Raw genomic sequence first — 12,371 nt, forward strand, 5'->3', positions numbered from 1 at the left:
CGGCCGGGGCCACAGTCAGGTAGGGGTGATCGTGGTGACGGTTTCGCGAAAGTAGTCGAGCTGGCCGTTTTGCGAGTGGCTCAGGATCCAGGTCAGCGACTCCACTTCGCGCTGTTGTACTCCATAAAAGAAGCGTTGGCTTAGCTGGGTCATCACCCAGTCGTCGCCCAGCGGCTGGCTGTGGGTGTGAACGATTTGCGTGCCTTGCGGAAAGATCTCCGTGCCCAGGCGCTGCAGCACCGTCAGCAGATCGGCCTGGTTGCGGGCGACCTGCCAGCTGGTGTCTGCATCATCGCGGTAGTGGTCGATGCGGAAATCCAGGTCATCGGCAACGCTACCGAGCAGCGTGGGGACATCGCCTTTTTCAAAGGCGGCCAGTACGCGGTCGATGGGGAAGTTTGTGGTGAGGTTGGTCGTCATGTGCGCTCTCCAGTCGGGGGGTTAAAGGGCCAGAAGCAGGCCCTTGGGGGGCGACTGTAGGCAGCCGGCGCTGCCTGCACAACGATGGAATTTGTGGGTTTGAACGATAAAAAAATGATGGATAAAAAGTGGCAGCGATATCCCTGCGAAGGAAGGCGCCGAAGGCAGTCACCCACGGACTGTTCCCCTCTCATTCCGTGACGCCGGGCAGCTGGCTCAGATAGCGGTGCAGCGCGGCAATGGTCTGGCGCACCTTGGCGGGCTGGGCGTCGCGCTGGGGCGTCATGGCCCAGATGTCCAGGGTGCCAAACGACCAGTCGGGCAACAGCCGCACCAGCCGCCCGGCCTGCAGCGCATCCTGCGAATCCATGCTACCCACCAGCGCCAGGCCCAGCCCCGCCTCGCACATCTGCTGGATCGAAAGCTGGTTGTTGCTGGCAATGCGCGGCTCCACCCGCAGGGCCCGGGGATCGCCCGTGGGGCTGCGCAGGTCGATCAGCAGGCCGCCGTTCTCGCGCGCAAAGCCCAGCCAGCTGTGCGATAGCAGTGCGTCCGGGTGCTGTGGCACGCCGTGGGCAGCCACCCAGCCGGGCGCCGCGCACAGGTACCACTGCATGCCTCCCAGGCGCCGTGCTGCCCAGGTGGAGTCCTGCAGGCGCCCGTAGCGCACGGCCAGATCGATGCGGGCATTGATGAGGTCAATGGGCGAATCGTCTACCAGCAGGCGCAGGCGCAGCGCCGGGTGGGCGGCCAGCAGCTCGCCCAGCGCTGGGGCAATGTGGCGTGCAAACCCGACGGTAGCCGACAGCCGCAGCTCGCCACTGGGGGCATCACGCGAAGCGGCCAGCTCGGCCCGCGCCTGGTCGGCTGCGGCACACATGGCGGCGCAGCGCGCGTGGTAGCGCTGGCCTGCTTCAGTGAGTGCAAGCTTGCGCGTAGAGCGGTGAAGCAGGGTCACACCGCCATCGCTTTCCAGCTTGCGCACCTGCTGGCTCACGGCGGAAGTGCTCATGCCCAGGGCGCGGGCGGCGCCGCTCATCGAGCCGTGCTGCACCACGGCGGCAAACACCGCCATGCGTTTGAGGTCTTCCATATCAGGTCCTCTCGTCAATCCCCACTGGGCTGTTGTCCGCCCCCAGACCTTGGAACTGGCGCGACCAAGTCCAGTGCCCCCGCGCAAGGGCCGCCAAGCTTCTTGTGCGGCGCTTCGCTTGAGTGCGCTGGGGGCGTCCCCATCCCGCATGGCGCAGCCATGCGAGAGAGGGGGAGGGCGCAGAGCGACTCAGGGGGTAATTCATCCATTGTGAAGTTGAGCTTCAAAGAGAAGGCAGATTTGGCCATCTACCGCCCGCTTTGACAATCTCCTATTCTCACTACATCGCAACTTCGACCCAAGGACATCGATATGAACATCGCCCTGATTGGCGCCACCGGCTTTGTTGGCGCTGCTGTGCTGAATGAACTGCTGCAACGCGGCCACCGCGTGACGGTACTGGCCCGCAACCCCGCCAAGCTCGCCGCGCGCGAAGGTCTTACGGTAGTGGCGGCCGACGCGCAAGACGCCGCCCAGGTCGCCAAGGCCGCTGCCGGCCATGATGCTGTGGTCAGCGCCTATAACCCCGGCTGGGAGAACCCCAACATCCACGACGAGTTCCTGAAAGGTACCCGCGCCATCATCGACGGCACCAAAGCGGCTGGTGTGCGCCGCTTTCTGATGGTGGGTGGCGCTGGCAGCCTGTTTCTGGCGCCCGGCGTGCAGCTGGTGGATACGCCCCAGTTCCCCGCCGAATGGAAGCAGGGCGCCCTGGCCGCGCGCGAGGCGCTGAACTGGATTCGCACCGAAAACACGCTGGACTGGACCTTCCTCTCGCCGCCCATCCTGCTGCAGCCTGGCGAACGCACGGGCCAATACCGCCTGGGCGACGAAGCGCCGCTGATGAATGGCGAGCAACCCGGCAGCATCAGCGTGGCCGACCTGTCTGTTGCCATCGTGGACGAGCTGGAGACGCCGCGCCACGTGCAAAAGCGCTTTACGGTGGCGAACTGAGTTTTTCTTTTCATCGGGACGATGCAGCGTTTCTCGGGCGCTGCCTTTTTTCTGTCAGACAAAAACAGCCATGTCGATCAGCGTGTGGCCCAGCACCACGGGCCACAGGGTTCTCCAGTACAGGAACCAACGGCACATCACACAATGCGCAAAGAAGGCTGCAATCACGCCGTGCCTGCCGTGCTCCCAGTGCGCCAGCGCGAAGATGGCCGATACCGCGAGTGTGAACAGTAGCTCTGAAGGGCGTTGGCGTGCACTCGAATACCAGAGCCATGGCAGCCCAATGAAAAAGATGCTTTCCACCAGCCCTGCGCTGACCGCTGCGTAGGTCTGCACCGCCGCGCCCGCCAGGCCCCGGGGGGAAAACTGCGCCAGCTGGAAGCTGCCGGGTGACGGTCCGAGCGTCCGCCACGACAGGTTCCGCGCCACCAGAAAAACCAGCCCCGCGGTGACACACACCATCAGGCTCTGCCATGCAAGGGGCCAAAGGTTCTTTTCTGGCGGTACGAGTCCGTAGTGTTGGGGGCGCAGCGCTGCTTTGTGGGCAAGAAGGCCAAGCAAGACTGCAGGAAGCACTACCCACTGAATCCCGTCAACCGCCCAAAAGAGCAGTGCCCCTCCGCGCCCCACGACAGGCAGGTAAAAGCCGTTGAGTTGCCAGACGGCCAACACCGGTAGCAGGGCCCAGCCCACGAGCACCTGCTGGCGGGTGTTGAGAGTAACCGGCCGTTTCTGTGTTGAGATCAAGCGCCCCTCCGGGATCAAGATTTTTGGTGATCCCGTTCAGACGTCACGGTAAGCGCTGGCCGAAGCGGGGAAGTCCTATCTTCTCGATAAATAGACGCGCCATTTGTATCGTTCATCTCCCCGGTGTGAAATAGTCCGCGATTGGTCTCCCGCAGCGATTCAGCTGGACTGTCTGTGAAGAGCCTTCATCCCACAAACCACCGCATCGGCACCAGCACGATGGACGGGAACAGCACCATCAGGAACATCATCGCGAACTGCGCGCCCATGAAGGGGAGCACGCCCCGGGTGACTTCGTCCATGCGCATGCGTCCCACCCCCGCCACCACGTTCAGCACCGTGCCCACCGGCGGAGTGATCAAGCCGATGGCGTTGTTCATGATGAACAGCACGCCGAAGTAGACCGGGTCGATGCCTGCGGCTTTGACCACCGGCATCAGCATGGGCGCCAGGATCAGGATGGTGGGCGTCATGTCCATGGCGGTGCCCACGGCCATCACCAGCAGCATGATGGCCATCATCAGCAGGATGGGGTTGTCCATGAAGGGCTTCAGCAGGGCCACCAGCTGACGGGGGATGTCGGCCACGGTGATGAGCCAGGCGCTGACCATCGCGGCGGCCACCAGGAACATGATCACGGCCGTCGTTTTGGCAGCGCTCACGAACACGGCGGTCAGCTGGCGCCAGTGCAGCTCGCGGTACACCACCGTGGCCACGAAGAGCGCATAGACGGCGGCCACGGCGGCGGCTTCGGTAGGGGTGAACACGCCCATCTTCAGGCCCACGATCACGATCACCGGGAGGAACAGTGCCCAGGTCGATTCCCTGAGCGCCTGCAGCTTTTCGGCGGTGGATGCCTTGGGCGGTGGCGTGACGTTTTCGCGCTGGGAGACCCAGTACCAGGTGATGGCAATCGCCACTCCCATCAGCAGCCCCGGCACAATGCCGGCCAGGAACAGCTTGCTGATCGACACGTTGGCCGCCACGCCAAACACCACGAAGCCGATGGACGGCGGAATGACCGGCGCGATGATGCCCGCCGAAGCGATGAGCCCGCCCGCTCGTGCCTTGTCGTGCCCGGCCTTCACCATCATGGGCAGCAGCAGGGCCGCCAGCGCCGCCGTGTCGGCCACGGCGGAGCCTGACAGCGCCGCCAGCATGCAGGCCGCCAGGATGGCAACGAAACCCAGCCCGCCCCGCTTGTGCCCCACCAGCGTGAGCGCGAGCTTGACGATGCGCTGCGACAGACCACCCACGTTCATGATCTCGCCCGCCAGCATGAAGAAGGGCACGGCCAGCAGCGGAAAGCTGTCGGCGCCGTTGATCACGTTCTGCGCCAGGATTTGCGCGTCAAACAGGTTCAGGTGCCACATCAGGGCGACGCCGGACACCAGCAGCGCGTAGGCAATCGGCACGCCGATGGCCATGGCGGCCAGCAGGGAGCCGAGGAAGATAAAAACGGTCATGGGAGAGCGCTCCAGGTCATTGCGGTGTGGGGTTCACTGGCGCGAGGCCGTGGGCGCTGGGGCTGTGTGCGGCACTTGGCTGCCCACGGCGGCCAGTTCTTCGGATTCGGCGATGTGCAGCAGCTCGTTGTTGGGCATCTGCCCCGACACAATCCGCCACAGATCCAGCGCCAGCAGCAGCCCCGCCGCCACGGCAAACACCACGCCCGACGCATAGAAGATGGCCATGGACGCGCCCGTGACCGGTGCATCCACATCCCAGTTGATGCGCGCCTGCGCCAGCGCGCCGCTGAAGAGCAGCCAGGTGCACCAGATCATCAGCGCGTAGCTGATGGCGAGGCAGATGCGCTGGCCCAGCGGCGGCAGGCGTGCCAGCAGAAAGTCCGTGCCCAGGTGGCCCCGCTCGCGCACCGCCACGATGGCGCCCAGGAAGGTGATCCACACAAACAGCCAGCGCGACACCTCCTCGCTGATGGCGATGCCGGAGTTGAACGCGTAGCGCAGCACCACGTTGCCAAACACCATCACCACCATCACCGCCAGCGCCAGGGCAATGAGCAGGTTGATCCAGCGGCAGCAGCGGTCGATGAAGGCATTGAGCATGGGGTTGTCTCCTGTTTTTCTTTTGACTCAGAGCGCTGTGCCCTGCAGCAGCCCGCGCTGCGCCAGGTTGACCATGAAGGCGCGAAGGCCAAAGCGCCAGGGCGCCGCTGCCTCGCTGTGCGCCACGCGGTTGTGCAGGCCACCCAGCCACGCGCTCTGGATGGACACCAGGTCGCCCAGGTGGTGGGTGAAGCCACCGCCTGGCTGGTCGCGGTCTTCAATGGGCGCGAACAGCGTGCCCAGAAACAGCATGAAGCCGTCCGGGTACTGGTGCGCGGCCAGGGTCTGCGCCACCAGGTCGCTGGGGTCGCGGCTGATGCTGGCCATGGTGTTGATGCCGCGCAACTCATAGCCATCCACCCCTGCAACGCTCAGGTGCACGGTTTCGCTGCGCACCTTGTCCATCCCGAAGCTGGCGTCGAACAGGCGGATGAACGGGCCTAACGCGCACGAGGCGTTGTTGTCCTTGGCCTTGCCCAGCAGCAGGGCGCTGCGGCCCTCGATGTCCCGCAGGTTCACGTCGTTGCCCAGCGTGGCGCCCACGATCTGGCCCCGGCTATTCACCGCCAGCACCACCTCGGGCTCGGGGTTGTTCCAGGCCGAATCGGAGCGGATGCCGATGTCGTCCCCGCAGCCGACGGACGCCAGCACCGGCGCCTTGGTGAACACCTCGGCATCGGGGCCAATACCCACCTCCAGATACTGCGACCACAGGCCTTTCTCTTGCAACAACGTTTTGAGTTCCATGGCCTCGGGCGAACCAGGGCGGATGTCGGCAAGGTTCTCGCCGATCAACTCGATGACCTGGCTTCGCAAGGCTTGCGCACGGCTGGCGTCGCCCCGGGCCTGTTCTTCGATCACGCGCTCGATCAGGCTGGCCGCAAACGTGACGCCCGCCGCCTTGACCACCTGCAGGTCGCACGGCGCCAGCAGCCAGGGGCGGCTCTTGTCGCGCGTTCCGGGCAGGCTGTTGGCCAGCAGGTCATCCACGCTGCACAGGTACTGGCCGGTGGCTGCACGCACCGCCTCGGCGGGCGCCAGCGTGTCGAGCAGCGTGCTCATGGTGGGGTAGTGCGCGCTGAGGTCGAACACGCCTTCGGGCCTCAGGGCCACCACAGCCGGGCCCGCAACGGCGCCTTGGAGTGCCCACACCCGGCCCACCAGCGTGCCCTGCAGGCCGTCGTCGGGAAGCACTTGCAATGCGGTCTGGGGCGAACGGGCCCGTTCGGCAACTGCCGTCGCCGTCATGTTGTTCATGGAGAGTCCTTCGAAAAAATCCGGGTGTGGCGCTGGTGGCCCGCCCGCTCGTTGTCAGTGGTTGTGGCGTGGTGTCTTTTCGGAAATGCGCTGGAATGCCAGCGCGAAGTCGAGCGTCGCGCCATCGGCCAGCTGCCCCGTCTTCTCGCGGTACAGCGCTTCCCAGGGGGACTGGCTCGCGGGCACGGGTGGGTCGGGCAGTTCACGCTTTCGGCGGGCGATTTCCTCGGGCGCGACCAGCGCATCGCAGCGCCCGGTGTTGAGGTCGATGCGGACCGTGTCGCCGCTTTGCAGCCAGGAGAGGCCCCCACCCACGGCGCTCTCGGGCGATGCGTTGAGGATGGACGGGCTGTCTGCCGTGCCCGACTGGCGCCCGTCACCCAGTGTGGGCAGGGTGTTGATGCCGCGCCGGATCAGCGCATCGGGCGGCTGCATGTTGACCACCTCGGCCGAGCCCGGCCAGCCGATGGGCCCGGCGCCGCGCATGACCAGGATGCAGCCCTCGTCGATGTCGAGCGCCGGGTCGTTGATGCGTGCGTGGTAGTCGTCCGCGCCTTCAAAAACCACGGCACGGGCTTCGAAGATGCCCTCGCGGCCCGGCTGGCTCAGGTAGCGCTCGCGAAACGCGGGCGATATCACCGAGGTTTTCATGATGCCGAAGTCAAACAGGTTGCCGCTGAGCACCAGGAACCCAGCTTTTTCCATCAGCGGCGCGTTGAAGGGGCGAATCACTTGACGGTCGCGCGCTTCGTGGCCCTGCAGGTTGTCGCCGATGGTTTTGCCCGTCACGCTGGCGCAGTCGTTGTGCAGGCGGCCCGCTTGCTGCAGCTCCCACATCAGCGCAGGCACACCGCCCGCGCGAAAGAACCGTTCGCCCAGGAACTGGCCTGCAGGCTGCATGTTCAGCAGCAGGGGCAGGTCGTAGGCGTGGTCCGTCCAGTCCTGGGCCTCCAGTACCACGCCTGCATGGCGCGCCATGGCCATCACGTGCACCTGCGCATTGCTGGAGCCCCCGGCCACACTGATGACCGACAGCGCGTTCAAGAAGCTATCGCGCGTCAGGATGCGCGAGGGTCGCAGGTCTTCATAGGCCATATCAACAATGCGCCGCCCGGTTTCGTAGGCCATCTGGCCGCGTTCGCGGTACGGTGCAGGAATGGCCGCGCAGCCGGGCAGCGACAGGCCCAGCGCTTCGGCCACCGCGTTCATGGTGGATGCCGTGCCCATGGTGTTGCAGTGGCCCGCCGACGGTGCGCTGCTGCAGGCGCGCTGCAGAAACTCTTCTTCATCAATCTCGCCCGCGGCCAGCTGGCGGCGGCTGCGCCAGATGACGGTGCCCGAACCCACCAGTTGTCCGTCGTGCCAGCCATCGAGCATCGGCCCGCCCGAGAGCACGATGGCCGGAATGTCCACCGTGGACGCGGCCATGACGCCAGCAGGCGTGGTCTTGTCGCAGCCCGTGGTCAGCACCACGGCATCGATGGGGTAGCCGTACAGGATCTCCACCAGCCCCAGGTAGGCCAGGTTGCGGTCCAGTGCGGCCGTGGGCCGGCGGCAGTTTTCAAAGATGGGGTGAACAGGGAACTCCATCGGAATGCCGCCCGCATCGCGGATGCCGTCGCGCACGCGGCGCGCCAGGTCCAGGTGGATGCGGTTGCAGGGCGACAGGTCGCTGCCCGTCTGCGCGATGCCGATGATGGGCCGGCCCGAGCGCAGTTCCTCGGGCGTGAGCCCGTAGTTCATGAAGCGTTCGAGGTACATCGCGGTCATGTCCGAGCGCTCGGGGGCGGCAAACCAGTCGCGGGAGCGGAAGGGGCGGCGGGGTGTTTTGGTCATGGGGTCGGGACGTCGCAAAAGGAGGGGCGGGGCGCAGCTGCAACCAGCTGCGCCCCGGGAGGCGAATCGCTTACTTCCCGCCCCGCGCCTTCGCCAGCTCGCCCATCATTTCGCTGGTGGTCTCTTCACCAAACTCCTTGCCGTACTTGGCCAGCACGGGCTGCAGCTTGGTGCGCAGCTTGGCCTGCTCGGCAGCAGGCAGCTCGGTGATCTGCATGCCGGCCTTCTTCAGCTCGCCCAGGGCGGTTTCGCTGAAGGCGCGGATGGTCTTGCGCTCGAACAGCGTGGCCTCGCGGGCAGCCTCCTGCACGATCTTGCGCTCGTCGGCCGAGAGGCCGTCCCAGGTCTTCTTGGAGATGAGCAGCACCCACGCGCTGTACATGTGGCGCGACAGCACCAGATGCTTTTGCACCTCATAGAACTTGCTGGCCAGGATGGTGGCAGGCGGGTTTTCCTGGCCGTCCACGGCCTTTTGTTCCATGGCGGTGTACAGCTCGGTGAACGGCATGGGCGTGGCGTTGGTGCCCAGCGCGTTGAAGGTGTCGAGGAACAAGGGGCTCTGGATCACGCGCAGCTTCAGGCCTGCCAGATCATCGGCCGTATTGATGGGGCGGCGCGAGTTGGTTACATGGCGAAAGCCGTTTTCCCAAAAGCCCAAGCCGATCAGGCCCTTGTCGGGCAGCATGGCCAGCAGCTTCTGGCCGAAGGGGCCGTCGAGCAGGGCATCGGCTTCGGCCTCGGTGTTGAAGGTGAGCGGCAGGTTCAGCACGCCAAAGGGCTTGATCAGCGACATCAGCGTGGACGAATCGGGAATCGTCATCTCCAGCGTGCCGCCGCGCAGGGCCGAGGTCATGCTGACATCGTTGCCCAGCGCACCGCTGGCGAACAGCTTGGCGTTCATCTTGCCGCCGCTCTTGGCCTGCAGGCGCTCGGCAAAGTGGCGCACGGCCTGGGCCTGCGGGTGGTCGTCGCTCAGGCCGATGCCGACCTTGAAGGTGTGTTCCTTGACTTGGGCCGCGACGGGGGCGGCAAAGGCGGCCAGCAGCGTGGCAGCAAGCGCCAAGGATTTAGCGAGGGTCTTGAATTGCATGGTGTCTTGTCTCCGTTGGAATGGCGGGACCCCGTTGGCGAGGCCTTTGGCGCCTGCGGCTTTTTTGGGGCCAGCCGTTATCGACGCAGAGCGAAGGTTAGGTTTCACGCCCCGGCGGGTCCACTGAATGTTTTGCGACAATCCATTCCAAACGCTTATGAGTCCAGACGAATTTCCGGGTAAACCCTTGTCTTTGGCGCAGGCCTGCGCGCGGCTGCGCTTTCGGCATTTGCAGTTTCTCGACATCCTGGGCCGCACGCGCAACCTGCGGCTCACGGCCGAGCAGATGCACGTCACGCAGCCTGCGGCCACCAAGATCCTGATGGACATCGAGGAGATCCTGGAGGCGCGCCTGTTCGACCGCCTCTCGCGCGGCATGCGGCCCAATGAGTTGGGGCTTTTTACGCTGCGCTACGCCAGCGCGGCGCTCGATGGGCAGCGCAAGTTTGTGGACGAGTTCAATGCGCTCAAGCAGGGCGGCCACGGCCATGTGGCGGTGGGCGCCATCACCGGGTCAGCCGCGCATGTGCTGGTGGCCTCGGTGGTGGAGATCCAGCGCCTGCGGCCCCTGCTGGTCATCAAGATCCTGGAGCAGAGCAGCGACCAGCTCATCGCCTGGCTGGCCGAGCGCAAGATCGACCTGATGATCGGCCGGTTCACCACCGAGGACCAGCGCAGCCAGTTCCACTATGAGCACCTGTCCGCCGAGCCGCTGCATGTGGTGGGCGGGCAGCACCACCCGCTGCGCGGCGCCACCGACCTGTCGCTGACCGAGCTGGCCCACTGGCCCTGGATTCTGTACCCCGCCTCCACGGCGGTGCGCAAGGTGTCGGACGACCTGTTTGGCGGAGCGGGCCTGGCGCTCACGGCGGGGGTGGTGGAGACGCCGTCCTTTTTGTTTGCGCTGGAGCTGATGAACACCACCCACATGATGTCGCTGCAGCCCGCTGCGCTGATCCAGAAATATGTGGACCGGGGGCTGCTCTCGCGCATCCCCGTCGAGCTGCCCGACCGCATGCCTAGCTACGGCCTCATCACCCGGCTGGGCGAGCCGCCCACCCCTTCGGCACAGGCCTTTATCGATGTGCTGCGCGAGGCGGCGGGCGTGGCGCCGGACGCTTTGGGGGAGTGACCAGACCTGCGCTATGCACGGCCTTTTTCGATAACCAATGGTTATTGAAAATCCAGGCTACCGGGCCCTGCCGTTATGCTCTGCGCCCTTTCCCGCCATCCAGACCTTTTTCTCCATGACCGACGCACCCGACACGCCCGACACCATCCAGGAACCCCGCTGCTGGAGCGATGGGCGCTGGACGGCGCAGGTCATCAAGAACGAAGACGACGATGGCTGGGCCGTGTCCATGACGCTGAAGGGGGAGTCCGAACCCGCGCTGGTGGGCCCCTGGACCATGGGCCGCGACAAGAAGAACCCCAAGCCGCTCGATGTGTCGGCCTTCCACACCCTGGTCAAGACCGCCAGCGAGGTGGTGCGCCGCCATGAGCAGCAACTGCACGCGCAGCTGAACAAAAGCGTGCACATCACCACCGCCGACGGCCAGCGCTTGCGCGTGGCGTTGGCCATCGTGCCCGATGAAGAAGGTGCCACAGCCACGCTGAGCGCGCAGGACGAGCTGGGCGAGGAACTGGCGCGTGCGTCTGCGCCGCCCACCTTCAAGCTCACGCCTGCCAGCGCAGCGGCCTGGGCCGAAGGCGGGTTTCAGCGCGTGCGCTGAGCAGACTTCGGCGTTCAACACAGCCCGAGCCACAGAAGCCGTCACTGCCAGTGCAGGCAATCGCCTGCGCGACGGCATTGCGCCACCCAGCCGCCTAAAATCCCACCCGTCGGCCCCGAATGACCTTCGGGGCCGACAGCGTTCTCAGGGCGGGGCGGAATTCCCCACCGGCGGTATTTGTGGGCTGAAAAGCCCGCAAGAGCCCGCGAGCGCCTGCGGAGCTGTTCTTCGGAACAAGCCTGCAGGGTCAGCAGATCTGGTGCGAAACCAGAGCCGACGGTCACAGTCCGGATGAAAGAGATCGCGAAACTTGGGATGTCCTGCATAACCCTCGCGAGTCGGTGGTAGTGCGGATTGGGATGGGCTGCAAGGCGACTTTTTGCAGCCAATAGCGCGGCTATTGGTAAGAAAAGCAACGCAGCGGACCGCCCGAGACCGCGCCATCACGGACCGCAGGGAGTTATGAAGGACATCCCTAGAGCACCCGCCATGGGTGGCTGGGCCCTTGGCGTTTGCCTGCGTGTTTTTTGCCCGCTCGCAAGCGCCGTGAGGCCTGCGCCGCCCTGTGCAGGCGCCGTGTTCGCGCGCGCCCTGATTCTGGTCTGACCTGTTTTGAGGAACCCATGAATCAGTCTTCTTCACCTTCCGTTTCCCCCCTGGCCCCCGTCGCCGCCCACCGTGGCGCCCGCGTGGCCATCATCAGTGCCAGCTGGCACCAGGACATCGTGCACCAGGCGCGTGACGCGGCCCTGGCCGAGTTCGACCGCCACGGCCTGCCACCCGCGCAGGTGGCGCTGTTCGATGTGCCCGGTGCGTTCGAGATCCCGCTGTTGGCCCGCAAGCTCGCGCGCAGCGGGCGCTACGACGCCATCGTGGCCTGCGCGCTGGTGGTCAACGGCGGCATCTACCGCCACGAGTTCGTCACCACCGCTGTCATCGACGGCCTGATGCGCGTGCAGCTAGACACCGAGGTGCCCGTGATGTCGGCTGTGCTCACCCCGCGCGACTTTCACGACCACGAAGACCATGTGCGCTTCTTTCGCGAGCATTTCGTGAAGAAGGGCACCGAGGTGGCCCAGGCCTGCCTGCAGACCATGGCCTACCTGCGCAAGCTCGCCTCGCCCACGTTGGCCTCCGTGCAGCAGGCTTCGCCGGTGCTGGCAGAAGTCTGA

Annotated in this window: 12 protein-coding genes and 1 riboswitch; of the genes, 4 read left to right on the forward strand and 8 right to left on the reverse strand. The window is 65.5% G+C overall.

Features of this window, described 5'->3' with window-relative positions; translation table 11 throughout:
* Positions 1-15: 15 nt before the first annotated feature.
* Both C8C94_RS00310 and C8C94_RS00315 read right to left on the reverse strand, forming a co-directional pair.
* Complete coding sequence (locus tag C8C94_RS00310) at positions 16-420, reverse strand: hypothetical protein (protein WP_055395103.1); 405 nt, start codon at positions 418-420, stop codon at positions 16-18.
* Between the two features lie 190 nt (positions 421-610).
* Positions 611-1,513 (reverse strand): LysR family transcriptional regulator, encoded by a 903-nt coding sequence (locus C8C94_RS00315; protein WP_121419288.1) that lies wholly within the window; start codon positions 1,511-1,513, stop codon positions 611-613.
* A 312-nt stretch (positions 1,514-1,825) separates the two neighbouring features.
* On the opposite strand from C8C94_RS00315, the gene C8C94_RS00320 reads away from it, so the two are divergent.
* Positions 1,826-2,467: an NAD(P)-dependent oxidoreductase gene (locus C8C94_RS00320; RefSeq protein ID WP_121419289.1), complete on the forward strand. Its 642-nt coding sequence runs from the start codon at positions 1,826-1,828 to the stop codon at positions 2,465-2,467.
* Positions 2,468-2,521: 54 nt separating this feature from the next.
* Here the strand turns inward: C8C94_RS00320 and C8C94_RS00325 are convergent, their stop codons facing one another.
* From C8C94_RS00325 to C8C94_RS00350, 6 genes are all read right to left on the reverse strand, one after another.
* Positions 2,522-2,929, reverse strand: coding sequence for a CPBP family intramembrane glutamic endopeptidase (locus C8C94_RS00325; protein WP_121419290.1), 408 nt, complete (start codon positions 2,927-2,929; stop codon positions 2,522-2,524).
* A gap of 470 nt (positions 2,930-3,399) precedes the next feature.
* Complete coding sequence (locus C8C94_RS00330) at positions 3,400-4,680, reverse strand: TRAP transporter large permease subunit (protein WP_121419291.1); 1,281 nt, start codon at positions 4,678-4,680, stop codon at positions 3,400-3,402.
* Positions 4,681-4,713: 33 nt separating this feature from the next.
* Positions 4,714-5,283, reverse strand: coding sequence for a TRAP transporter small permease (locus C8C94_RS00335; RefSeq protein ID WP_121419292.1), 570 nt, complete (start codon positions 5,281-5,283; stop codon positions 4,714-4,716).
* A gap of 27 nt (positions 5,284-5,310) precedes the next feature.
* Positions 5,311-6,540: a fumarylacetoacetate hydrolase family protein gene (locus C8C94_RS00340; protein ID WP_121419293.1), complete on the reverse strand. Its 1,230-nt coding sequence runs from the start codon at positions 6,538-6,540 to the stop codon at positions 5,311-5,313.
* A gap of 54 nt (positions 6,541-6,594) precedes the next feature.
* The gene (locus C8C94_RS00345; protein ID WP_121419294.1) at positions 6,595-8,376 is read right to left on the reverse strand and encodes an IlvD/Edd family dehydratase; all 1,782 of its coding nucleotides are present in this window, start codon (positions 8,374-8,376) and stop codon (positions 6,595-6,597) included.
* Between the two features lie 70 nt (positions 8,377-8,446).
* On the reverse strand, positions 8,447-9,466 hold the full coding sequence (locus C8C94_RS00350) for a TRAP transporter substrate-binding protein (protein WP_121419295.1): 1,020 nt from the start codon (positions 9,464-9,466) through the stop codon (positions 8,447-8,449).
* Positions 9,467-9,623: 157 nt separating this feature from the next.
* Between C8C94_RS00350 and C8C94_RS00355 the strand changes: the two genes are divergently transcribed.
* From C8C94_RS00355 to C8C94_RS00365, 3 genes are all read left to right on the forward strand, one after another.
* Positions 9,624-10,598, forward strand: coding sequence for a LysR family transcriptional regulator (locus C8C94_RS00355; protein ID WP_121419296.1), 975 nt, complete (start codon positions 9,624-9,626; stop codon positions 10,596-10,598).
* Between the two features lie 115 nt (positions 10,599-10,713).
* On the forward strand, positions 10,714-11,199 hold the full coding sequence (locus C8C94_RS00360; protein ID WP_121422611.1) for a hypothetical protein: 486 nt from the start codon (positions 10,714-10,716) through the stop codon (positions 11,197-11,199).
* Between the two features lie 136 nt (positions 11,200-11,335).
* A riboswitch (FMN riboswitch) is annotated at positions 11,336-11,506 on the forward strand.
* Between the two features lie 316 nt (positions 11,507-11,822).
* Entirely contained in the window at positions 11,823-12,371 is a 549-nt protein-coding gene (locus tag C8C94_RS00365) for a 6,7-dimethyl-8-ribityllumazine synthase (protein ID WP_121419297.1), read from the forward strand.

Origin of the sequence: Acidovorax sp. 94, assembly GCF_003634645.1 — a bacterium.
In the GTDB taxonomy this organism is placed as follows: domain Bacteria; phylum Pseudomonadota; class Gammaproteobacteria; order Burkholderiales; family Burkholderiaceae_C; genus Acidovorax; species Acidovorax facilis.